Here is a 19,237-nt window from a genome sequence, read left to right as displayed (position 1 = left end):
GCATGACGGCTACCACAGAACGCGATCTCTCGGGCTATCTGCTGGTCTTCATGGCGGGCGTTTTGTGGTCCACCGTGGGGCTGGGTATCCGCCTGATCGAGGACGCGGCGGTCTGGCAGATACTCTTTTACCGATCGCTCGCCATGAGCGTGTTTCTCTACGTCGTGGTGCGGCTGCGCTCGGGGCGTGCGCCGCTGGTGCGCATCGCCGCGATGGGCTGGCCCGGCGTGATCGCCGGCACCGCGCTCGTCGCGGCCTATACCGGCGGGATCGCGGCGATCCAGTCCACCTCCGTTGCCAACGCGATGATGCTCTTTGCCGCCGCCCCACTGATCGCGGCGGTGCTGGGGCGCGTCATCCTCGGCGAGAGCGTGCGCCCTGCCACCTGGATCGCCATCGCCGTGGCAGCCTGCGGCATCGCCGTGATGGTCTGGGACAAGACCTCCGGCGCGGCACTCAGGGGGAACCTCGCGGCGCTCGGCTCGGCGCTGGGCTTTGCCGTGTTCACCGTGGCGCTGCGCCGCGGCCGCGCGGTCGAGATGATGCCCGCCGTGCTGCTCTCAGGGCTCATTGGCACCGTGGTCATGACGGTGATCTGCCTCTCGCTTGGCCTGTCGCTGTCGCTCATCCCTCGCGACGCGGGGATTGCCACCGCCATGGGCGTCTTCCAGGTCGGCGCCGGTCTCATTCTCTACACGATCGGGTCGCGCAGTGTCCCCGCCGCCGAACTCACGCTTCTGTCGATGTCCGAAGTGGTGCTCGGGCCGGTCTGGGTCTGGCTGTTCCTGGGCGAGCGCGCCGAACCTACCACGCTTGTGGGCGGGGCGATCCTGCTGGCGGCCATCGCGGGCAACGCGCTCTCGGGCGCGCGGCGCAAGCGCCCGCCGCCAATCCCCTGACCGGCTAATCCTTGCCGATGCCGCTTTTTTCCCGGGACGATCCTGCGTTATGCTGGGTAAAGTCTCAGGCCGCCACAGGCGGGAAAGGAGCATGACATGACACGCAACACAATCATCGGTGCACTTGCGAGCCTCGCACTGGCAGGCTGCATCGACACGACCGACAACCGCGAAGTGACCGGCGCAGCCCTTGGCGCAGGCGCGGGCCTGATCGGTGCCGCGGCGTTCGACGCCAATGCCGGATGGACGGTACTCTCGACGTTGGCTGGTGCGGCGGCGGGTACCCTCATCGCCCGCAACACCCGCACCAACCGCTGCGCCTATGCGAATGGCGACGGCACCTACCGCACCGTGCCCTGCTGAGCCGGATATTCCGGCGCGCCCGGACACGGGCGCGCCCACGCGGCACTGGACCTTTGCCATCAAATCCGCCATATCGGACAGGGAATGAGCCGGAGGGTCTGATGGGTATTCTCAACACGCTATTGCGCGCCGTGACGTGGTGGAACGGGCAGACGCTCAACACCCAGTTCTACACTTGGCGCAACGGCGTGAAGGTGGGCGAGGACACGGAGGGCAACATCTTCTACCGCTCCCGTGACGGCAAGAAGCGCTGGGTGATCTTCAACGGCGAGGCCGAGGCCAGCCGGGTAAGCCCCGACTGGCACGGCTGGCTGCACTACACCTATGCCGAGCCACCGAGCGACGCGCCGCTGCCACACAAGGCATGGGAAAAGCCCCATCAGGAGAACCTGACCGGTACGCCGCTCGCCTATGCGCCCGCCGGGTCGATTCGCCGCCCCGAACCGGTCGAGCGGCGCGACTACGAGGCGTGGACGCCGGAATAGGGGCAAAGCCATGTCCGAGAACAAGACCGAGGTCCTCGTGGGTGGGCTGGTGCTGGCCGTGGCGCTTGGCTTCGTCGCCTATGCCGGCAAGACCACCGGCTTCACCACAGCGGGCGAGGAATATACCCTCAACGCCAGTTTCCGCAGCGCCGACGGCGTCAGCACGGGCACCGATGTGCGCCTCGCGGGCGTCAAGGTGGGCCGCGTGACCGAGCTGCGCCTCGATCCCGGCACCTATCGCGCCAAGGCGATCTTTACCGTAAGCGAGGGCATCGACGTCCCCGATGACAGCGCCGTGGCGATCTCGTCCGAGGGGTTGCTGGGCGGTAATTACGTCGAAATCCTGCCCGGGGGCTCGCCCTTTTACTTCGCGCCGGGCGACGAGATCGAGTTCACCCAAGGATCGGTCAGCCTCGTCTCGCTCTTGATGAAATTCGTATCCGGCAACGAGGACGGAGCCGAGCAATGATCCGCGCAGCGGCGACCTGTCTGCTGATCGCCTGCGCGCAGGGCGCGGGCGCGCAGGAGGACACGGCCCCGGGGCGCGGCGCGGTGCTGCGCGGGCTGGACAAGATCACCACAGAGCTGCGCGACCTCGACCTTGCCAATGGCGAGGTCGCCGAGTTCGGCTCGCTCACTGTAAAGCTGACCGAGTGCCGCTACCCCGAGGGCAACCCGGCGGGCGATGCCTATGCCCATGTTACCATCCGCGAGACGCAAGGCGGCAAGCTGTGGTTCGACGGCTGGATGCTGGCCTCATCGCCCGCGCTCAACGCGCTGGAACATCCGCGCTACGATGTCTGGGTGATGCGCTGCACCACCTGAGCCGGGTCGCCCTCCAGCGGTAGCGCCGTTATATCCGCCTCTGTCTCCAGCGCCTCCGAAAGCCGCGCACGATACGCGGCGCGGTCGATCTCGACAGCCCCCAGCCGCGCCAGATGCGGCGTGATGAACTGCGTGTCAAACAGGACGAAGCCACAGCGCCGCAGGTGATCGACCAGGTGCGCCAGCGCCTGTTTCGAGCCGTCGGCGCGGCGCGAGAACATGCTCTCGCCAAAGAACGCGCGCCCGAGCGTGACGCCATAGACCCCGCCCACCAGCGCGCCCTCTTCCCACACCTCCAGCGAATGCGCGTGTCCGCGCGCGTACAGCTCCAGGTAGGCCTCGCGGATTGGCGCGCTGATCCAGGTATCGTCCCGGTCGGCGCAGGCATCCACCACGCCCGCGAAATCGGCATCGAGCGTGACGGTATATCCACCCCGCCGCATCCGGCGGGCAAGACTGCGTGAGAGGTGAAATCCGTCCAGCGGCAGCACGCCCCGGCGCGGCGGATCGACCCAGAACACCTCGGCATCGTCGCGATGCTCGGCCATCGGGAAAATGCCGGCAGCATAAGCGCGCAAGAGCAGCGCGGGGGGCAGGAAGGCGGGCATCACTCCCGCAAGTTGGTTTCGAGCCAGTGTTCGAGCCAGTGGATATTGTAGTTGCCGCTGCGGATGTCTTCCTCCTGCAGCAGCGCGTGAAACAGCGGCACCGTGGTGTCCACCCCGTCCACGATCAATTCGCCCAGCGCACGGGCCAAGCGGCGCAGCGCGGTGTCACGGTCGGCCCCGTGAACGATCAGCTTGGCAATCAGGCTGTCGTAATAGGGCGGGATGCGATAGCCGTCATAGAGCGCCGAATCCATCCGCACACCAAGCCCGCCGGGCGCGTGAAACTGCGTGATGGTGCCCGGGCGCGGCGCGAAATCCGGCAGCTTCTCGGCATTAATTCGCACCTCGATGGCGTGGCCGTTGATCACCAGCTCCTCCTGCGTGAAGGACATCGGCAGCCCCTCGGCCACGCGGATCTGCTCGCGCACGAGGTCCACGCCAAAGATCGCCTCGGTCACCGGGTGCTCGACCTGCAACCGCGTGTTCATCTCGATGAAAAAGAACTCGCCGTTCTCGTAGAGAAACTCGATCGTGCCAGCGCCGCGATAGTTGATATTGGCGCAGGCATCGGCACAGATCGCGCCGATACGCGCGCGCTCCTCGTCGGTGATGCAAGGGCCGGGCGCCTCTTCCAGCACCTTCTGGTGACGCCGCTGGAGCGAGCAGTCCCGCTCGCCCAGATGCACGGCACGGCCCTTGCCGTCGCCGAACACCTGCACCTCGATATGGCGCGGCGTGGTCAGGTACTTCTCGATATAGACCTCGTCATTGCCAAACGCGGCCTTGGCCTCGGACCGCGCGGTGAGAAAGGCGCGCTCGAGCTCGCCCTCGTCGCGCGCCACCTTCATGCCGCGCCCGCCGCCACCCGCCGTCGCCTTGACGATCACCGGATAGCCGATCTCGGCGCACAGCGCCTTGGCCGCCGCGACATCGGCGATGCCCCCCTCCGAGCCGGGCACGCACGGCACGCCCAGCGCCTTCATCGTGTCCTTGGCGGTGATCTTGTCGCCCATGATGCGGATATGTTCAGCCGAGGGGCCGATGAAGGTGAGGTCGTGATCCTCGACGATCTGCACGAAATTGGCGTTCTCCGACAGGAAGCCATAGCCCGGATGGACCGCCTGCGCACCGGTCACCTCGCAGGCGGCGATGATCGCGGGGATCGACAGGTAGCTCTCCGACGATGACGGCGGGCCGATGCACACGGTCTCGTCGGCCATGCGCACATGCATCGCGTCGGCATCCGCCGTGGAATGGACGGCGACCGAGCGGATGCCCATTTCGCGCGCCGCGCGGATCACGCGGAGCGCGATCTCACCGCGGTTGGCCACAAGTATCTTGTCGAACATGCCCGCCTCACTCGATAATCATCAGCGGTGCGCCGTATTCGACCGCCGCGCCATCCTCGATCAGGATGCGCCGGACGGTGCCCGCACGCGGCGCGGGGATGTGGTTCATGGTTTTCATCGCCTCGATGATCAGCAGCGTGTCGCCCTCGCTCACCTGCTGACCCACGCTGACAAAGGAGGGCGCGCCGGGCTCGGCCTGCATGTAGACGGTGCCGACCATCGGCGAGGTGACGGCGCCGGGGTGGCTCGCGGGATCATCCACGGGCTCGACGGGGGCGGCCGCGGGCGCCGACGCCGCGGCGGCCGGCGCAACGGCAGGCGCCGCGGGCGCGCTGCTCACCTGCGTGGTGACGGTCTCCCCCCGTCGGCTCACCCGCACGTTGAGCGTGTCGTCCTGCCCGTATTCGCGTTTGACTGACAGCTCGGTAAGATCGTTCTCGTTCAACAACTCCGCGAGCGCCCGGATAAAGGCCACGTCCGATTCATGCGTTTCGTTCGACATTTGCTTCCTCGGTAACGGCGATGGTGCGCGCAGGCCGCGCCCATCGCAATGGTTTCCGACGCTTATAGGGCATGCAGATGCCTGAGAAAAGCGGCCATTTCCCCCACGATACCCGGGCTCAGAGCGGCATTCCCGACAGCTTCGCCACCAGTTCGGCCAGCTTGCGCGCGCCGAATTTCTCCAGCAAGCGGGCGCGGTAGACCTCGATGGTGCGATGGCTCAATCCCAGCTCCAGCCCGATTTCCTTGGACGTGAGCCCGCGGCACGTCAGGATCGCCACCTCGCGCTCGCGCCGTGTGAGCGCGACGAGCGGGCGCTCGTCCGAGAGATCGGCAAATGACCAGATGCCGCGCGCGAACGGCGCGTCGGGCGTCAGCGACTGCCCCCGCACCCGGCACCAGAACAGCGCGCCCGAGCCGCGCCGCATCACCCGCTCATCGGCATAGCGCCCGGTCTCGCGCATCACGGCCAGCGCGTCCGAGCCGATCCGGCGATAATCCTCGATCGAAGGGTAGAATCGCGCCAGCGGCACGCCCGCGTAATCGCCCGGATCCCCGCCAAAGATCGCGGCGAATTGCCGGTTGCAGGTGCGGATGATCCGGTGCTCCAACACGGCAAGCCCGACCGGCGCATGATCGAAGGCGAGTTTCTCGGTCTCCATGTCCCCGTTATGCCGCGCACTCGGCGGCGCTCCAAGCGAATTGCGCGGGGCGGACGTCTTGCCATGATCGCGCGAAAGGCGTAAGGCGCGGGCCCAAGCGGTCGCAGCCTACCCGCTCTAAAAAACAAGGACGACAAGCGTATGGATACAATCGTCATCTGCTCGGGCGGGCTCGATTCCGTGACCCTCGCCCACAAGACCGCCGCCGAGCGCCGTCTCGCGGCGCTCTTGTCGTTCGACTACGGGCAACGCCACGTCAAGGAGGTCGAGAGCGCGCGCGCCTGCGCCGCGCGGCTCGGCGTGCCGCACCGGGTGGTCGATCTGCGCGGCGTGGGCGCGGCGCTCTCAGGCTCGGCGCTCACCGACGACGTCGACGTGCCCGACGGCCATTACGCCGAGGACACGATGAAGATCACCATCGTCCCCAACCGCAACGCCATCATGCTGGCCGTGGCCTTCGGCATGGCGGCGGCGCAAAAGGCGGGTGCGGTCGCGGCGGCGGTGCATGGCGGCGATCATTTCATCTACCCCGATTGCCGCCCCGGCTTCATCGCCGCCTTCCAGGCGATGCAGGATCACGCGCTCGAAGGCGTGGCCGAGGTGGAGCTCTGGACGCCCTATGTCCACGGCTCCAAGGCCGATATCGTGGCCGATGGCGCGCACCTCGGCGTGCCCTTTGCCGAAACGTGGTCGTGCTACAAGGGGGGGCTGCACCATTGCGGGCGCTGCGGCACCTGCGTCGAGCGGCGCGAGGCGTTCCACCTCGCCGGGGTCGCGGACCCAACCGCCTATGACGACCCCGATTACTGGCAGGCCGCGGTGGAGGGGCGCTGATGTACCGGATCACCAAGGAATTCCACTTCTCCGCCTCGCATCAGCTCTTCGGTCTGCGCGAGGGGCATCCCTGCGCGCGCCTGCACGGGCACAACTATATCGTGGTGGTGGAACTGGCCGCCGTGGACCTAGACGAGACCGGATTCGTGCGCGACTATCACGACCTTGCCGCGCTGAAATCCTACATCGACGACCATCTCGACCACCGCCACCTCAACGACGTTCTGGGCGACGGTTGCGTGACAGCCGAGCGCATGGCGCGGCATTTCTTCGACTGGTGCCGCGCCCGCTGGCCCGAGGTCTCGGCGGTGCGGGTGAGCGAGACACCCAAAACATGGGCGGAATACCGGCCGTGACCGATCCCGTCCGCGTCTCGGAAATCTTCGGGCCCACCATCCAGGGCGAGGGCGCGCTGATCGGGCAGCCCACCGTATTCGTGCGCACCGGCGGCTGCGATTACCGCTGTTCGTGGTGCGACAGCCTGCACGCGGTGGACGCAGGGTATCGCCACACATGGGCGCCGATGCAGCCCGCGGACGTGATGGCCGAGGTGGCCCGCCTCTCGGGCGACCGGCCGATCCTCGTCACGCTCTCGGGCGGCAATCCCGCGATCCAGCCGCTTGGCCCACTGATCGGGATGGGCCACGCGCGCGGCTACCGATTCGCGATGGAGACCCAAGGCTCTGTCGCGCGCGACTGGTTCGCCGATCTCGACATGCTGGTGCTTTCGCCCAAGCCGCCCTCGTCGGGCATGGCGGTGGACTGGGCAGCGTTCGACGCTTGCCGCGCCGCCGCGGGCGATGCGCCGACGGTGCTCAAGATCGTCGTGTTCGACGAGGTCGATTACCACTGGGCACGCGAGGTGGCAGCGCGGTATCCATCCTTGGCCGTCTACCTGCAACCGGGCAACCACACCCCGCCCCCGCCCGGAGATGACACGGCGGTGCTGGACCAGGCGGGCATCGACGCGCGGATGCGCTGGCTGGTGGATCGGGTGGTGGCCGATGGCTGGTTCGCGGCGACCGTTCTGCCGCAACTGCACGTGACGCTCTGGGGCAACAAGCGCGGCGTGTAAAAGGAGACCACGATGAGCGACAACGACATCTACAAGGACCTGACGCAGCTTGGCGGCGCGACCCGCGTGCCGCAAAGCCCCGAGGAGGCGGAACTCGAACGCGTCGCCAACCCGCAGGCCGACACCGCCTACGCGGTGCGCTTCACCGCGCCGGAGTTTACCTCGCTCTGTCCGATGACCGGCCAGCCGGATTTCGCGCATCTGGTGATCGACTACGTGCCGGGCGCGTGGCTGGTAGAGAGCAAGTCACTCAAGCTCTACCTAACCAGTTTTCGCAACCACGGCGCGTTCCACGAGGATTGCACGGTTTCCATCGCCCGGCGGCTGGTCGAGTTCCTCAGCCCCCAATGGCTGCGCATCGGCGGCTACTGGTATCCGCGCGGCGGCATCCCCATCGACGTGTTCTGGCAGACCGGCCCCGCGCCCGAGGGGGTCTGGCTGCCCGACCAGGGCGTGCCGCCCTATCGCGGACGGGGGTGAGCGCGGGGGATGGCGTGAAGCGGGCGTTGGGCATTTGGCGATGAGCCGCGCAGCGCCCGACCGCCCCCTCGGGCGGGCGCTGCGCGGCGGCGCGTAAACGCGCCTTGTCCCGCGCCGAGGGCAGGATGCGCATGGCAGGAACAGGCCAATCGCCCACGCGCCTTCAACGAAAAAGGCCCCCGCCTCCCGGCGCGGGCCTCTTTCCACAGGCGTGACTACTCAGCCGGCGCTCGCGCCGCCCTTCTTGCCCTTGGTCTCGGCATAGATGATCAGCGGCGCGGCGTCCGATGTCGCCGCCTCCTCGTTGACCACCACTTCCTCGACATTCTCAAGGCTGGGCAGGTCGAACATCGTATCGAGCAGGATATCCTCAAGGATCGAGCGCAGCCCCCGCGCCCCGGTCTTGCGGGCGATGGCGCGCTTGGCGATCGCCTTGAGCGCATCGTCGGTAAAGGTCAGCGTCGCGTTCTCCAGCTCGAACAGGCGCTGATACTGCTTGATCAGCGCGTTCTTTGGCTCGGTCAGGATGGTGACGAGCGCCTCCTCGTCGAGATCCTCCAGCGTCGCCAGCACCGGCAGGCGGCCGACGAATTCCGGGATCAGCCCGAACTTGAGCAAATCCTCCGGCTCCAGCGACGACAGGACCTCGCCGATGCCGCGCTCGTCCTCGTCGCGCACATCGGCGCCAAAGCCCATCGCGCTGCCCTTGCCGCGCTGAGAGATGATCTTGTCGAGCCCGGCGAATGCCCCGCCGCAGATGAACAGGATGTTGGTGGTGTCCACCTGCAGGAATTCCTGCTGCGGATGCTTGCGCCCGCCCTGCGGCGGCACGCTCGCCACGGTGCCTTCCATCAGCTTCAGCAGCGCCTGCTGCACGCCCTCGCCACTGACGTCGCGGGTGATCGACGGGTTCTCGGACTTGCGGGTGATCTTGTCAACCTCGTCGATATAGACGATGCCGCGCTGCGCGCGCTCGACATTGTATTCGCTCGACTGCAACAGCTTGAGGATGATGTTCTCCACGTCCTCGCCGACATAGCCGGCTTCGGTCAGCGTGGTGGCATCGGCCATCGTGAACGGCACATCGAGAATGCGCGCCAGCGTCTGCGCCAGCAGCGTCTTGCCACAGCCGGTCGGGCCGATCAGCAGGATGTTCGACTTGTTGAGCTCGATGTCGCTCTTGCCAGAGTTGTTGAGCCGCTTGTAGTGGTTGTGCACCGCCACCGAGAGCACGCGCTTGGCCATCGCCTGGCCGATCACGTAATCGTCGAGCACCTTGGCGATGTCGTGCGGCGTGGGCACGCCGTCGGTCGCCTTGAGCCCCGCGCTCTTGGTCTCCTCGCGGATGATGTCCATGCACAGTTCCACGCATTCATCGCAGATGAATACCGTGGGCCCTGCGATCAGCTTGCGCACCTCGTGCTGGCTCTTTCCGCAAAAACTGCAATAGAGCGTGTTCTTGCTGTCGCCGGAATTGTTCGCCATGGCTTTCCTTTCAGCGCCGCCGGTCGGGCGGCATGCGCGTCGTCTCGTCTCGTTCGTTCCACCAGCTTAAGTCAGGGTGGATAGCACCACAATGCGATTTTCTCGACCGCCCGCGCACGGGCGATCACCGTTCATTCATCGCCTCATTTGGCGTCATCGCCGTCGCCGGGCTTGTTACGGTTGGTCACGATCTCGTCGATGAGGCCCCATTCCTTCGCCTCTTCGGGCGACATGAAATTGTCGCGCTCCAGCGCCGCCTCGACGGTTTCGATATCCTGCCCGGTATGGCGGACATAGATCTCGTTGAGCCGGTCCTTGAGCTTCTGCGTTTCCTTGGCGTGAATCATGATGTCGGTGGCCTGTCCCTGGTAGCCGCCCGAGGGCTGGTGCACCATGATCCGGCTGTTGGGCAGCGAAAACCGCATCCCCGGCTCGCCCGCGGTGAGCAGCAGCGACCCCATGCTCGCCGCCTGTCCGATGACCAGCGTGCTGACCTTGGGCTTGATGTACTGGATGGTGTCGTAGATCGACAGCCCGCTCGTCACCACGCCGCCGGGGCTGTTGATGTACATGCTGATTTCCTTGGACGGATTCTCCGCCTCGAGGTGCAGAAGCTGCGCCACGATCAGGCTCGACATGCCATCATGCACCGGCCCGCTGAGAAAGATGATCCGCTCCTTCAGGAGCCGCGAGAAGATGTCATAGGCGCGTTCGCCCCGGCTGGTCTGCTCGACCACCATGGGCACGAGCGTGTTCATGTATGTCTCGAAAGGGTCTTTCATCCTGTCCCGCCTGCTGTTGCGGCCCGGCCGTCCTGTCCGCGCCAATAGGTTTCGCCGATCGTAACCGACGGCGTGCTAACGGAGTCTTAGTGACGCGCCCCACCCCCTGCAAGGGCGCGCGCGCGATTCGACGCCGTGTTGCACAAAAGTCTGAGCCCGCTCCGGGCACACCCCCCGCGATCACGGGTTTGGCAATTGCCGCGAGCGCGAAATCGCCCTAGATTGAGCGAAAAGGAGCAATGGCACATGCTCACGACCGCCCCCGACAGCGCCGACCTGGCGCAGATGCAGCAGAACGCCACCGACGCGGCTGAATTCCTGCGCGCGCTCGGCCACGAGGGGCGGCTGATGATCCTGTGCTACCTCGTCACCGGCGAGAAATCCGTCTCAGAGCTCGAGGCCCTCCTCGGCGCGCGACAGGCGGCCGTCTCGCAACAGCTCGCGCGGCTGCGCCACGAGGGCCTGGTACGCACGCGCCGCGACGGCAAGATCATCTACTACAGCCTTGCCGACGCGCGCGCCGAACGCCTGCTCGGCGTCCTGTACGAGATGTTCTGCGCCCCCGACGCGCAGGGGCGCAATAGCTAGGCGCGGCTCAGGCCGCCGCCACCGTCTTGTCCACCGCGAAGGCGGCGAAGGCGTCGTCCACCTGCGTGTGATTCACGTGGTTCGCATAGTTGCTGATCGTCTTCACGGACATCGCGAGGATGATCTCCAGCACGTGGATATCCGAATATCCCGCGGCCTTGAACACCTCGGCCTCGGCCTTCGTCGGCAGGCCGCGCGTCTCCCACATGTGATGGGTAAAGCGACGCAGCGCTTCCAGCTTGGCATCATCGAGCGGCTTGCCGTCGCGCAGCGCCTGCGTGTGCGCCTCCGACAGCTTCGAGACATTCACCGCCAGCATCGAGTGCGCGGCGGTGCAATAGTCGCAGCCATTTGCGAGCGAGATGGTCAGGAACACGACCTCCTGCTCCGGCGGCGTGAAATTGCCCTGCTCTCGGAAATGCGCATAGCCGTGCAGATAGGTACTCAGCAGCCCCGGATTGATCGCCATGCCGCGATACATGTTCGGAACGAAACCGAGCTTGGCGCGCGCGCCGTCCAGCATCTCCTTGGCCGCGCCTTTAGCGGCATCGTCGCTCACCGGGGCAGTGGTGATCTTGAATTCGGCAGTCATGTAAGCCTCCTTTGATTACGCTCACGCCATAGCTAATCAGGGGCCGCGCGCCATGTAACCGCCCCGCCGGTCACCACATCGTGAGGCCGGTGCTCTGGCGCAGACATGCCTGTGCGCGAATGCGCGCGCCTTGGCTTCATCTTGCCGGAAATATCCCGGGGGGTGTGGGGGCAGCGCCCCCACCCGGGCCGCGCCCCGTTCACACCTTCTCCTGCGTGTGCCGCCGCAGTTCCGCCCGCGCCACCTGCCGCCGGTGGACCGCGTCCGGCCCGTCGGCCAGGCGCAACGTGCGCAGATGCGTCCACATCGCCGCGAGCGGCACATCCTGGCTGATGCCCTGCGCGCCGAACAACTGCACCGCCTCGTCCACCACCTTCAGCGCCACGCGCGGCGCGACCACCTTGATCTGGTGAATCCACGGCGCGGCGGCGCGCGCGTCGCCCTGATCCATCATCCAGGCGGCCTTGAGGCATAAGAGCCGCGCCTGCTCGATCTCCATCCGGCACTCGGCGATGATGTCGTGATTCGCCCCCAGTTGCGCCAACGGCTTGCCGAACGCCTCCCGCTCGAGGCCGCGGCGGCACATCATCTCCAGCGCCGCCTCGGCCATGCCGATGGCCCTCATGCAGTGGTGGATGCGCCCCGGCCCCAGCCTGCCTTGCGCGATCTCGAAGCCGCGCCCCTCGCCCAGCAGCAGGTTCTCCGCCGGCACCCGCACCCCGGTAAACCGGATATGCATGTGTCCGTGCGGCGCGTCATCATGGCCGTAGACCTCCATCGCGCGCAGCACCTCGATGCCGGGGCTATCGGCGGGCACCACGATCATCGCGTGACGCTGATGCTTCGGCAGGTCGTCGCCGCCGGTCCGCACCATCACGATATAGACGGCACAGCGCGGATCGCCCGCGCCCGTGGCCCACCACTTCTCGCCGTCGAGCACGTATTCGTCCCCCTCGCGCACGCAGGACATGGCGATGTTGGTCGCGTCAGAGCTTGCCACCTCCGGTTCGGTCATCAGGTAGGCCGAGCGGATTTCCCCCTCCATCAGCGGTTTCAGCCACCGCGCCTTCATCTCGGCGCTGCCATAGCGGTGAAACACCTCCATGTTGCCAGTATCGGGCGCGTTGCAGTTGAACACCTCCGGCGCCAGCGGGCTGCGGCCCATGACTTCGGCGAAATAGGCATAGTCCACGGTGCGCAGCCCGGCCCCGCCCTCGTCGGTCAGCCACAGGTTCCACAGCCCCTCGGCCCGCGCCTGCGCCTTCAGCCCGTCGAGGATCTCCACCTGCCGCGGGCTGAGCGCCCAGCGGTCGCCGCGCGCCACCTCGGCGTGGAATTCCGCCTCGCAGGGCGCGATCTCGTCGCGCACCATCGCCGCCACTTGTTCGAGACGCGCCCGCCACTCGGGCCGCAAACCCAGATCCATCCCGCTCTCCCTTGCCGCTTGGTCCTGCCCGCCAGACTGCGCGCCGATCCCGGCAGGTTACAAGCCCCTATTCGGCCCGCTCAGCGCCCGGTGGCCGAGGCGGCAACGGCGTCGCGGTCGATACGGAAATGCCGGTAGAGATCGCCGATGGTGCCCGTCTGCCCGAAATGCTCCACCCCGTGGGAAATCGTCCGGTGCCCGGCCACCGCCCCCAGCCAGGCCAGCGTCGCGGGGTGCCCGTCGATCACCGTCACCAGCGTGCAGTGCCGCGGCAGCGGGGCAAGCAGCCGCTCGGCATGGCTCACCGCATCCGCGTTGCCGCGCGCGCGCTCGCGCTGCGCCGCGGTCCAGCCCGCGTTGAGCCGGTCCGCCGAAGTCACCGCCAGCACACCCACGTCGCGGCGCGAGCCGCCCGCCAGCCCCGCCGCCGCGATGGCCTCGTCAGCCACCGCGCCCTGATAGGCGATCACCACCTCGCAATTCGGCCCTGGCGAGCGCAGCCAGTAAGCCCCGTCGATGGCGCCCTGCCGGAACGCATCATCGGCGCGCTTGCCGGGCTGTTCCAGCGGCTTGGTGCTCAGCCGCAGGTAAACCGAGCCGCCGGTCTCGTCGCGCAGCCACGTCCGCTCGTCCACGCCGCCTCCCCTGTCGCCCTCGCCATCGCGCTGCAAGTAGTCAAAGGCCCATTCCAGGATCACCGCCAGCTCGTCGGCAAAGGCGGGCTCGAAACTCGCCAGCCCGTCCTGCGCCATGCCCGTCAGCGGCGTGCCCACCGATTGGTGCGCGCCCCCCTCGGGCGCCAGCGTCACCCCCGATGGCGTCCCCGCCACGATGAATCGCGCATCCTGGTAGCAGGCGTAATTGAGCGCATCGAGCCCGCGATGCACGAACGGATCATAGACCGTGCCTATGGGGATGAGCCGCCGGCCCCACAGGCTGTGTGCCAGCCCCGCCGCCCCCAGAAGCAGAAAGAGGTTCATCTCGGCGATACCGAGCTCAAGGTGCTGCCCCTCGGGCGAGAAATTCCATTTCGCGGTCGAGGGGATGCGATGCTCGATAAAGGCATCGCGCTGCTCGGTCCGCGAAAACAGCTTGCGACGGTTGACCCACGGCCCCAGCCCGGTGGTGCCCGTCACGTCCGGCGAGGTGGTCAGGATGCGCGCCGCGAGCGCACTGTCGCCCCGCGCCAGCCCGTCAAGCATCTTGCCGAATGCCATCTGCGTCGAGATTTCGCGGTCCGTCACCGCCGCAACTTCGGGCACCGCCAGCCGTGCGTCTCCATACCGCCGCGCGCCCTTGGCAAAGAACGGCACACCGTCGAGAAAGGTGCGCAGGCTGTCCACATCTTCGACCCCGGCAAAGCGTTCCCATTCCTGCCCCTCGGGGATGCCCATGTGCGTCTGCCACTCGGCCATCTGCGCCTTTGTCATCAGCCCGCCGTGGTTGTCCTTGTGCCCGGCAATGGGCGTGCCCCAGCCCTTGATCGTGTAGGCGAGGAAACAGGTCGGGCGGTCGTGGTCGATGCTCGCGAAGGTCTCGGCCATGGTCGCCACGCAATTGCCGCCGAGATTTTCCATCAACGCCGCCAGTTCTCGATCGCTCCGCCGCTCGATCAGCGCGGTCACCTCGCCCTGATCGCCCAGGTCGTTCATCAGCCGCTGCCGCCAGACCGCGCCGCCCATATAGGTCAGCGCCGAATATTCCGCGTTGGGGCATTGGTCGATCCAGTCGCGCAGCGCCTCGCCCCCCGGTTCGGCAAAGGCCGCCCGTTGCAGCGCGCCGTATTTCACACGCACCACATCCCAGCCGAAGGCGTCGAAAATCTTCTCGATCCGCTCGAACAGCCGCTCGCGCACGATCCCGTCCAGCGATTGGCGGTTATAATCGATGATCCACCAGCAATTGCGCAGGTCGTTCTTCCAGCCCTCCTGCAACGCCTCGTAGACATTGCCCTCGTCCAACTCCGCATCGCCCACCAGCGCCACCATGCGCCCGAGCGGCACATCGGCCCCCCACTCCTTGGCGGTAATGTAATCCTGCACCAGCGCGGCAAAACTCGTGATCGCCACGCCAAGGCCCACCGACCCGGTGGAGAAATCCACGTCATCCACGTCCTTGGTGCGGCTTGGATAGCTCTGCACACCGCCCAGGCCGCGAAACGCCTCCATCCGCGCGCGGTCGAGGTTGCCCATCAGGTATTGCATCGCGTGAAACACCGGCGAGGCGTGCGGCTTGACCGCCACCCGGTCCTCGGGACGCAGCGTCGAGAAATAGAGCGCCGTCATGATCGACACCATCGACGCCGAGCTCGCCTGATGCCCGCCCGTCTTGATCCCGTCCACCTTGGGCCGGACGTGGTTGGCGTGATGGATCATCCAGTGCGACAGCCACAACAGCCGCTGCTCGACGGTCTTGAGGTGCTCGGTCTCTGTCTCGGTCATGGCGCGCCCCATCCCCCTGTTTTCACTGGTCCGCGAACGGCAACGGCGCAATCCGCGCAGGCACCGTTCCGCCCTCCAGCGCGACCGTCAGCCCCGCCGTATCCTCCGCCAGGTCCGCCCGCACAATCCCGACACCGATGGTCTGCCCAAGGCGCCGGGAAAACGCAAACTCGCAAACCCGCCCTACACCCGTCTCCCCCAACATCAGCGGCACCGGATGGCCCGGCGGCGTCGGGCGGCCATCGAGCACAAGCCCCACGCGCCTGCGCGCCGGGCCCTGCGCCGCGATCCGCTCCAATGCCGCGCGACCGACGAAATCGTGCCCCGCCCCGAGATCGACCAGCGCACCCAGCCCCATCTCGAACGGGTCCGCCCGCGCACCCTGCCAGCGCATGTCGGCCCCGTAGGAAACGAGCCCGCTTTCCAGCCGCTCGATATCGTTGGGCGCCCCGGGTCCGATCCCCCAGGGCGCACCCGCCTCGGCCACCAGGTCCCACAGCTCGCCACCGCGCGCGCCATCCCTCAGATACAGCTCGAACCCGCCCTGCTTGGACCAGCCCGACCGCGCGAGGAGCAGCGGGATGCCGTGCAGCTCGGTTTCCTCGAAGCCAAAATACCGCATGTCCCGCACGCGCGGACCGAACAGCGCCTCGGCCACCAGCACCGCCTTCGGCCCCTGAATCGCCAGCGGCGACACGTCCGGCTCACCCACCGCCACGTCCCAGCGCCGCTCGCGCCCGATGGCCGCGGCCCACAGGTGAATGTCGCTGTCGGCGACCGACAGCCAATACCGGTCCTCGGCCAGCTTCAGCAGCACCGGGTCGTTGATGAGCCACCCCTCGTGATCGCATAGCGGCACGTAACGGCCCTGCCCGATCCGCGTCTTGGTCAGGTCGCGCGGCGTCAGGTACTGCGCCAGCCGCCCGGCATCCGGCCCGGTCAGCTCCACCTGCCGCTGCGCCGCCACGTCCCACATCGCCACCCCGGTCATCAGCCGGTCATACTCGGCATCGGGATCGCCGAAATGCCCGGGGATCAGCATGTGATTGTAGACCGAGAACCCCCGCACCCCGCTTCGAACGGTGGCGTCGAAGAACGGCGATTTGCGCAGGTTCGGACCGATGGAAATCTGGAATGGCATCAGGATGCTTTCGTGCTGGAGATGGACATATCAGGCGGTATCGCGGAGCACGGTACGGCTCAGCGCCCCGTCCAGATCGTCGAGGATATCGGCAACATCCTCAAGCCCCACCGACAGCCGGATCAGCCCGTCGCCGATTCCGTGCTCGGCGCGCTCCTCGGCGCTGTAGGTCGAATGCGTCATCGAGGCGGGATGCTGGATCAGCGTCTCGGCATCGCCCAGCGACACGGCGCGCGCGATCATCCGCAGCCCGTTCATCATCCGGCGCCCGGCCTCCAGCCCGCCTGTCAGCTCGAAGGCGATCATCGCGCCGGGCAGCGCCATCTGTCGGCAGGCCAGCGCATGCTGGCCAAAGCTCTCCAGCCCCGGGTAATGCACGGCCGCCACCTCCGGGTGCCCCTCCAGCCACTCGGCCACCACGCGCGCGCTGGCGCAATGTCGCTCCATTCTCAGGCTCAGCGTCTTGAGCCCACGCATCACCAGCATCGCGTTGAACGGTGCCATCACCGCGCCGGTCATGTCCTTCATGCCCACCAGCCGGATCTCGCCAATCGCCTCGGCACGGCCCACGACCAGCCCGGCCACCAGGTCGCCATGCCCGCCCAGGTACTTGGTCGCCGAATGCACCACCAGGTCGGCACCCAGCGTGATCGGGCGCGTCAGGTAAGGGGTGGCATAGGTGTTGTCCACCACCACCTGCGCGCCGCCCTCGTGGGCGATGGCCGCCACCGCCTCGATATCCACCAGCCGCATGTTGGGGTTGGCGGGCGTCTCGAAATAGACCACGCGGGTGCGGTCAGAGATCGCCGCGCGAAGGTTCTCGGGCTCGGTCATGTCCACATGGGTCACCGTGATACCGAACTTGCGCAGCCCGTGATGCATGAACGCAAACGTGCAGCCGTAGAGCGTCTGGTCCACGATCACCTCGTCGCCGGGCGCCAGCAGCGTCCACAAGACGGACGTGATCGCCCCCATCCCGGAGGCCAGCGCCAGCCCCGCCTCGGCCCCCTCGAGCGAGGCCGCGCGGCGCTCCAGCAGGTCGAGCGTGGGGTTCGAGATGCGCGAATAGACGTGGCCCGCGCGCTCCCCGGCGAATAGCTCGCCCCCCGCCTCGGCCGACTCGAAGGCAAAGGTCGAGGTCAGGTGCAGCGGCGGCGTCAGCGCGCCCTCGTGGTCAAGCGGGTCGTACCCGAGATGGATGGCGCGGGTGGCGAAGCCTTGGGAATTGCTCATGTCTGATCTCCTGTTTGTGGCAGGATATCGCATCATGTCGGGGCATGGATTGCTTTGTATCCCAATCTATCGCAGTATTTTGGCATAATCTGCCAACATGAGGCCCAAAATGGACGACAAGGACCGCCAGATCATCCGCGCCCTGCAACGCGACGGGCGCATATCGAACCAGGACCTCGCCGCACAGGTCAGCCTCTCGCCCTCGCCCTGCCTGCGCCGGGTGCGCAATCTCGAAAAGGCGGGCGTGATCCGCGGCTACGCCGCGCGGGTGGACGCGCGCGCCTGCGGCCTCGCGATCACCGCCTTCGTGCGCATCCGCCTGGAGCGCCACGACGAAACCACCGTGCAGACCTTCGAGCGCGAGGTGGGCCGGATGCAAGAAGTGACCGAATGCCACGTCATGACCGGCCAGACCGACTACCAGCTTCGGGTCGTCGTCGCCTCGCTCGACGCCTACGAGGCGTTCATCCGCGCCCGGCTCCAGCGCATCGGCGGAATCGGCTCGATCGACACCAGCTTCGCCTACGGCGTCGTCAAGGACAGCCCGGTGTTCCCGGCAGAGTGAGGGAGGGGCGGTTGCTCGCAACCTTCATCCCCTATTTTTCATGGCCGCCGAGAAGCCGAGGCCCGCAGAACCGCAACCGGCGGGCGCGGGCAATAAAGATGACGCGCCGCTTGGCGCTGGGCATGTGGTCGTGCCAATGGTGTGGCGACGAACTGGGTCAAAACAAGCGGACGGATGCGCGATACTGCCGGGAAGCCTGTCGGAAGTCAGCAGCTAGGTGGCGGAAAAGGAAACACCCTTCGTAAACACTTGCCTTGCATTGACAGGCGGGCATTCTTGCCTGCACCGTCTCGCAATGACGCTCCGCGATATTTTCCAGTCTTTCGCGACATCGTATCACGCCCTGGCCCGGTGGATTGCCAACGGATGGGATGCGGTTCTGACGGAGCCGATACTGGACTGGCCGTTAGGTTTTGTGGTCGCCGTCGGATTGGTTAGCCTCTGTGCAGGTTCACTTCTAATGCTTATTTTTGAGAGTGTTGTAGGGCCTTGCTGGGAGAAGGTGGTCGGTTCAAAACTTATTCAGCGCGCTCAGGTTGCTTGGCAGCTAACAGAATTCGACGAAAACAATCCCACTGCGCGTGAAGCTTTCCGTTCCGCATCGTGGTGTGGAGTGTTCTTCGCCGGATTGGTCCTGCTTCCAATACTTTGCATCGGCTTTCCGGTTTGGCTGGTTGGCGGTGAGGGCCCTGACATGATTGCCGGGCTAGTCTTCGCTGTGGCGTTTCCGCTAGGTTGCAGCGTTTTCGCCTTCTTTGTCATCCTTACAGAGACCTCAGCGAAACTCTTGGGATTCCCTGAGATGGTTTGGTGGGGTATGTTTTGTCATGAGACAGAGTTTTTCGACCCAGCCCGCCTTGTTTGCTCCGCAGGAGTTGTTCGACCACCCGGCGCTTTGCGCTC

Annotated in this window: 23 protein-coding genes; 12 read left to right on the top strand and 11 right to left on the bottom strand. The window is 66.6% G+C overall.

Annotation, left to right across the window (positions count from 1 at the left end; genetic code table 11):
- The first annotated feature begins 2 nt into the window (after positions 1-2).
- The 5 genes from C6W92_RS05435 to C6W92_RS05415 all read left to right on the top strand — a co-directional run bounded on the left by C6W92_RS05435 (position 3) and on the right by C6W92_RS05415 (position 2,572).
- The gene (locus C6W92_RS05435; RefSeq protein WP_129432020.1) at positions 3-899 is read left to right on the top strand and encodes a DMT family transporter; all 897 of its coding nucleotides are present in this window, start codon (positions 3-5) and stop codon (positions 897-899) included.
- Positions 900-995: 96 nt separating this feature from the next.
- On the top strand, positions 996-1,262 hold the full coding sequence (locus C6W92_RS05430; RefSeq protein WP_129432019.1) for a glucose-6-phosphate isomerase: 267 nt from the start codon (positions 996-998) through the stop codon (positions 1,260-1,262).
- Between the two features lie 101 nt (positions 1,263-1,363).
- Entirely contained in the window at positions 1,364-1,747 is a 384-nt protein-coding gene (locus tag C6W92_RS05425; RefSeq protein WP_104017090.1) for an NADH:ubiquinone oxidoreductase subunit NDUFA12, read from the top strand.
- Positions 1,748-1,757: 10 nt separating this feature from the next.
- Positions 1,758-2,216, top strand: a complete 459-nt coding sequence (mlaD, locus tag C6W92_RS05420; RefSeq protein WP_129432018.1) for an outer membrane lipid asymmetry maintenance protein MlaD — start codon at positions 1,758-1,760, stop codon at positions 2,214-2,216.
- Positions 2,213-2,572 (top strand): DUF2155 domain-containing protein, encoded by a 360-nt coding sequence (locus tag C6W92_RS05415; RefSeq protein ID WP_129432017.1) that lies wholly within the window; start codon positions 2,213-2,215, stop codon positions 2,570-2,572. The genes mlaD and C6W92_RS05415 overlap by 4 nt, the downstream gene beginning before the upstream one ends.
- Here the strand turns inward: C6W92_RS05415 and aat are convergent.
- From aat to C6W92_RS05395, 4 genes are all read right to left on the bottom strand, one after another.
- Complete coding sequence (aat, locus tag C6W92_RS05410; protein ID WP_129432016.1) at positions 2,539-3,180, bottom strand: leucyl/phenylalanyl-tRNA--protein transferase; 642 nt, start codon at positions 3,178-3,180, stop codon at positions 2,539-2,541. The two genes, C6W92_RS05415 and aat, sit on opposite strands and share 34 nt — an antisense overlap.
- Positions 3,180-4,529 (bottom strand): acetyl-CoA carboxylase biotin carboxylase subunit, encoded by a 1,350-nt coding sequence (gene accC, locus C6W92_RS05405; RefSeq protein WP_129432015.1) that lies wholly within the window; start codon positions 4,527-4,529, stop codon positions 3,180-3,182. Before accC ends, aat begins: the two co-directional genes overlap by 1 nt.
- 7 nt (positions 4,530-4,536) lie before the next feature.
- On the bottom strand, positions 4,537-5,031 hold the full coding sequence (gene accB, locus C6W92_RS05400; RefSeq protein WP_129432014.1) for an acetyl-CoA carboxylase biotin carboxyl carrier protein: 495 nt from the start codon (positions 5,029-5,031) through the stop codon (positions 4,537-4,539).
- 118 nt (positions 5,032-5,149) lie between these two features.
- Positions 5,150-5,692 (bottom strand): PAS and helix-turn-helix domain-containing protein, encoded by a 543-nt coding sequence (locus C6W92_RS05395; RefSeq protein ID WP_129432013.1) that lies wholly within the window; start codon positions 5,690-5,692, stop codon positions 5,150-5,152.
- A gap of 141 nt (positions 5,693-5,833) precedes the next feature.
- Here C6W92_RS05395 and queC point away from each other — a divergent pair, with 141 nt between their 5' ends.
- Genes queC through queF form a run of 4 tightly spaced genes read left to right on the top strand, consistent with a single transcriptional unit; the run spans position 5,834 to position 8,081 of the window.
- The gene (gene queC / locus C6W92_RS05390) at positions 5,834-6,526 is read left to right on the top strand and encodes a 7-cyano-7-deazaguanine synthase QueC (protein ID WP_129432012.1); all 693 of its coding nucleotides are present in this window, start codon (positions 5,834-5,836) and stop codon (positions 6,524-6,526) included.
- A complete protein-coding gene (locus C6W92_RS05385) occupies positions 6,526-6,882 on the top strand; it encodes a 6-pyruvoyl tetrahydropterin synthase family protein (RefSeq protein WP_104017098.1) in 357 nt (118 codons plus the stop codon). The genes queC and C6W92_RS05385 overlap by 1 nt, the downstream gene beginning before the upstream one ends.
- Entirely contained in the window at positions 6,861-7,601 is a 741-nt protein-coding gene (gene queE, locus C6W92_RS05380; protein WP_129432011.1) for a 7-carboxy-7-deazaguanine synthase QueE, read from the top strand. The genes C6W92_RS05385 and queE overlap by 22 nt, the downstream gene beginning before the upstream one ends.
- A gap of 12 nt (positions 7,602-7,613) precedes the next feature.
- Positions 7,614-8,081, top strand: coding sequence for a preQ(1) synthase (gene queF / locus C6W92_RS05375; protein ID WP_104017100.1), 468 nt, complete (start codon positions 7,614-7,616; stop codon positions 8,079-8,081).
- Positions 8,082-8,300: 219 nt separating this feature from the next.
- Here the strand turns inward: queF and clpX are convergent, their stop codons facing one another.
- Both clpX and C6W92_RS05365 read right to left on the bottom strand, forming a co-directional pair.
- Positions 8,301-9,566 carry an ATP-dependent Clp protease ATP-binding subunit ClpX gene (gene clpX, locus C6W92_RS05370; RefSeq protein WP_129432010.1) on the bottom strand — a complete coding sequence of 422 codons (1,266 nt, stop codon included), beginning with the start codon at positions 9,564-9,566 and terminating at the stop codon, positions 8,301-8,303.
- A gap of 143 nt (positions 9,567-9,709) precedes the next feature.
- Positions 9,710-10,348: an ATP-dependent Clp protease proteolytic subunit gene (locus C6W92_RS05365; protein WP_129432009.1), complete on the bottom strand. Its 639-nt coding sequence runs from the start codon at positions 10,346-10,348 to the stop codon at positions 9,710-9,712.
- A 246-nt stretch (positions 10,349-10,594) separates the two neighbouring features.
- Here C6W92_RS05365 and C6W92_RS05360 point away from each other — a divergent pair, with 246 nt between their 5' ends.
- Positions 10,595-10,936 carry a metalloregulator ArsR/SmtB family transcription factor gene (locus C6W92_RS05360; RefSeq protein WP_129432008.1) on the top strand — a complete coding sequence of 114 codons (342 nt, stop codon included), beginning with the start codon at positions 10,595-10,597 and terminating at the stop codon, positions 10,934-10,936.
- Between the two features lie 7 nt (positions 10,937-10,943).
- Here C6W92_RS05360 and C6W92_RS05355 read toward each other — a convergent pair whose 3' ends face one another.
- From C6W92_RS05355 to C6W92_RS05335, 5 genes are all read right to left on the bottom strand, one after another.
- Positions 10,944-11,528, bottom strand: a complete 585-nt coding sequence (locus tag C6W92_RS05355; protein ID WP_164989177.1) for a carboxymuconolactone decarboxylase family protein — start codon at positions 11,526-11,528, stop codon at positions 10,944-10,946.
- Between the two features lie 199 nt (positions 11,529-11,727).
- Positions 11,728-12,954: an acyl-CoA dehydrogenase family protein gene (locus tag C6W92_RS05350; protein WP_129432007.1), complete on the bottom strand. Its 1,227-nt coding sequence runs from the start codon at positions 12,952-12,954 to the stop codon at positions 11,728-11,730.
- A gap of 80 nt (positions 12,955-13,034) precedes the next feature.
- Positions 13,035-15,395, bottom strand: coding sequence for a 1-deoxy-D-xylulose-5-phosphate synthase N-terminal domain-containing protein (locus tag C6W92_RS05345; protein ID WP_129432006.1), 2,361 nt, complete (start codon positions 15,393-15,395; stop codon positions 13,035-13,037).
- A gap of 22 nt (positions 15,396-15,417) precedes the next feature.
- On the bottom strand, positions 15,418-16,536 hold the full coding sequence (locus tag C6W92_RS05340; protein WP_129432005.1) for a glycine cleavage T C-terminal barrel domain-containing protein: 1,119 nt from the start codon (positions 16,534-16,536) through the stop codon (positions 15,418-15,420).
- A gap of 30 nt (positions 16,537-16,566) precedes the next feature.
- Positions 16,567-17,769 (bottom strand): methionine gamma-lyase, encoded by a 1,203-nt coding sequence (locus C6W92_RS05335; protein WP_129432004.1) that lies wholly within the window; start codon positions 17,767-17,769, stop codon positions 16,567-16,569.
- A 109-nt stretch (positions 17,770-17,878) separates the two neighbouring features.
- Here C6W92_RS05335 and C6W92_RS05330 point away from each other — a divergent pair, with 109 nt between their 5' ends.
- On the top strand, positions 17,879-18,334 hold the full coding sequence (locus tag C6W92_RS05330) for an Lrp/AsnC family transcriptional regulator (protein WP_129432003.1): 456 nt from the start codon (positions 17,879-17,881) through the stop codon (positions 18,332-18,334).
- Between the two features lie 295 nt (positions 18,335-18,629).
- Positions 18,630-19,237: hypothetical protein (locus C6W92_RS05325; protein ID WP_164989176.1), on the top strand; the 608-nt coding region annotated here is incomplete at its 3' end.

Source organism: Roseovarius sp. A46, assembly GCF_004126395.1.
Classification (GTDB): Bacteria; Pseudomonadota; Alphaproteobacteria; order Rhodobacterales; family Rhodobacteraceae; genus Roseovarius; species Roseovarius nitratireducens.
The sequence above is the reverse complement of the archived record's forward strand: the minus strand, read 5'-3'. Positions and strand labels throughout refer to the sequence as shown.

Coding starts and splice junctions, on each gene's coding strand:
- C6W92_RS05435 (WP_129432020.1), top strand. CDS start 3: ATGACGGCTACCACAGAACGCGATCTCTCGGGCTATCTGCTGGTCTTC.
- C6W92_RS05430 (WP_129432019.1), top strand. CDS start 996: ATGACACGCAACACAATCATCGGTGCACTTGCGAGCCTCGCACTGGCA.
- C6W92_RS05425 (WP_104017090.1), top strand. CDS start 1,364: ATGGGTATTCTCAACACGCTATTGCGCGCCGTGACGTGGTGGAACGGG.
- mlaD (WP_129432018.1), top strand. CDS start 1,758: ATGTCCGAGAACAAGACCGAGGTCCTCGTGGGTGGGCTGGTGCTGGCC.
- C6W92_RS05415 (WP_129432017.1), top strand. CDS start 2,213: ATGATCCGCGCAGCGGCGACCTGTCTGCTGATCGCCTGCGCGCAGGGC.
- aat (WP_129432016.1), bottom strand. CDS start 3,180: ATGCCCGCCTTCCTGCCCCCCGCGCTGCTCTTGCGCGCTTATGCTGCC.
- accC (WP_129432015.1), bottom strand. CDS start 4,529: ATGTTCGACAAGATACTTGTGGCCAACCGCGGTGAGATCGCGCTCCGC.
- accB (WP_129432014.1), bottom strand. CDS start 5,031: ATGTCGAACGAAACGCATGAATCGGACGTGGCCTTTATCCGGGCGCTC.
- C6W92_RS05395 (WP_129432013.1), bottom strand. CDS start 5,692: ATGGAGACCGAGAAACTCGCCTTCGATCATGCGCCGGTCGGGCTTGCC.
- queC (WP_129432012.1), top strand. CDS start 5,834: ATGGATACAATCGTCATCTGCTCGGGCGGGCTCGATTCCGTGACCCTC.
- C6W92_RS05385 (WP_104017098.1), top strand. CDS start 6,526: ATGTACCGGATCACCAAGGAATTCCACTTCTCCGCCTCGCATCAGCTC.
- queE (WP_129432011.1), top strand. CDS start 6,861: ATGGGCGGAATACCGGCCGTGACCGATCCCGTCCGCGTCTCGGAAATC.
- queF (WP_104017100.1), top strand. CDS start 7,614: ATGAGCGACAACGACATCTACAAGGACCTGACGCAGCTTGGCGGCGCG.
- clpX (WP_129432010.1), bottom strand. CDS start 9,566: ATGGCGAACAATTCCGGCGACAGCAAGAACACGCTCTATTGCAGTTTT.
- C6W92_RS05365 (WP_129432009.1), bottom strand. CDS start 10,348: ATGAAAGACCCTTTCGAGACATACATGAACACGCTCGTGCCCATGGTG.
- C6W92_RS05360 (WP_129432008.1), top strand. CDS start 10,595: ATGCTCACGACCGCCCCCGACAGCGCCGACCTGGCGCAGATGCAGCAG.
- C6W92_RS05355 (WP_164989177.1), bottom strand. CDS start 11,528: ATGACTGCCGAATTCAAGATCACCACTGCCCCGGTGAGCGACGATGCC.
- C6W92_RS05350 (WP_129432007.1), bottom strand. CDS start 12,954: ATGGATCTGGGTTTGCGGCCCGAGTGGCGGGCGCGTCTCGAACAAGTG.
- C6W92_RS05345 (WP_129432006.1), bottom strand. CDS start 15,395: ATGACCGAGACAGAGACCGAGCACCTCAAGACCGTCGAGCAGCGGCTG.
- C6W92_RS05340 (WP_129432005.1), bottom strand. CDS start 16,536: ATGCCATTCCAGATTTCCATCGGTCCGAACCTGCGCAAATCGCCGTTC.
- C6W92_RS05335 (WP_129432004.1), bottom strand. CDS start 17,769: ATGAGCAATTCCCAAGGCTTCGCCACCCGCGCCATCCATCTCGGGTAC.
- C6W92_RS05330 (WP_129432003.1), top strand. CDS start 17,879: ATGGACGACAAGGACCGCCAGATCATCCGCGCCCTGCAACGCGACGGG.